Source organism: Marinagarivorans sp. (genome assembly GCF_982758155.1).
In genome coordinates this window covers 1-608 of sequence record NZ_CEXWTU010000178.1, presented here as the reverse complement: position 1 = coordinate 608, position 608 = coordinate 1, and the positions used below count along the sequence as shown (strand labels likewise).

General features: G+C 49.0%; 1 protein-coding gene. It reads right to left on the bottom strand.

The genetic code is table 11. From position 1 onward, the window contains the following. A partial coding sequence (locus AC3A8L_RS15980; RefSeq protein ID WP_487963271.1) for an oxidoreductase occupies window positions 1–415 on the bottom strand: 415 nt, incomplete at its 3' end. Window positions 416–608: the final 193 nt, after the last annotated feature.

The window sequence follows — 608 nt, the reverse complement described above, 5'->3', positions numbered from 1 at the left end:
TCTCAAAGTTTTTTGGTGGGCGAACCAAACTGACCGTACCGGCCGGTTTAATCGCACTAGGCGCAACGGGTAATTCACCGTTTAAATACGATGGGTCCGATATGCGCCCCACATGCCACAATTGCAACACGATGGTGCCGCCCTCGGCATGTACCGCTGCGGTCACTTTTTTCCACCCCGCTATTTGCTCATCCGACCAAATACCCGGAGTATTCGGATAACCAACGCCCATTGGCGTTACCGACGTGGCTTCAGAAATAATCATGCCGGCACTGGCGCGCTGGCGATAATATTGCACAATTAAATCACCGGGCACACGCCCAGGCTCCGCGCGGCAGCGGGTAAGGGGCGCCATAATAATACGGTTGCGAAGCTGTAAATCGCCGATGGCGATTGAATCAAATAAGGTAGTCATATTGCGTACTCCTAGTGAAACTAAAAAGAGGTGAAGTTAAAAAATACCGAGAAAAATAGCGGTAGCCTGCACACAATACAAACTCACCACTACCGAAAAAACGAGGTGAAAAAACGTTACTCATCACAACGAATGGTTACCTAAGGGACGAGGAAACAATATTTCATCCACTAATGCTTGATCTCGACCTCCT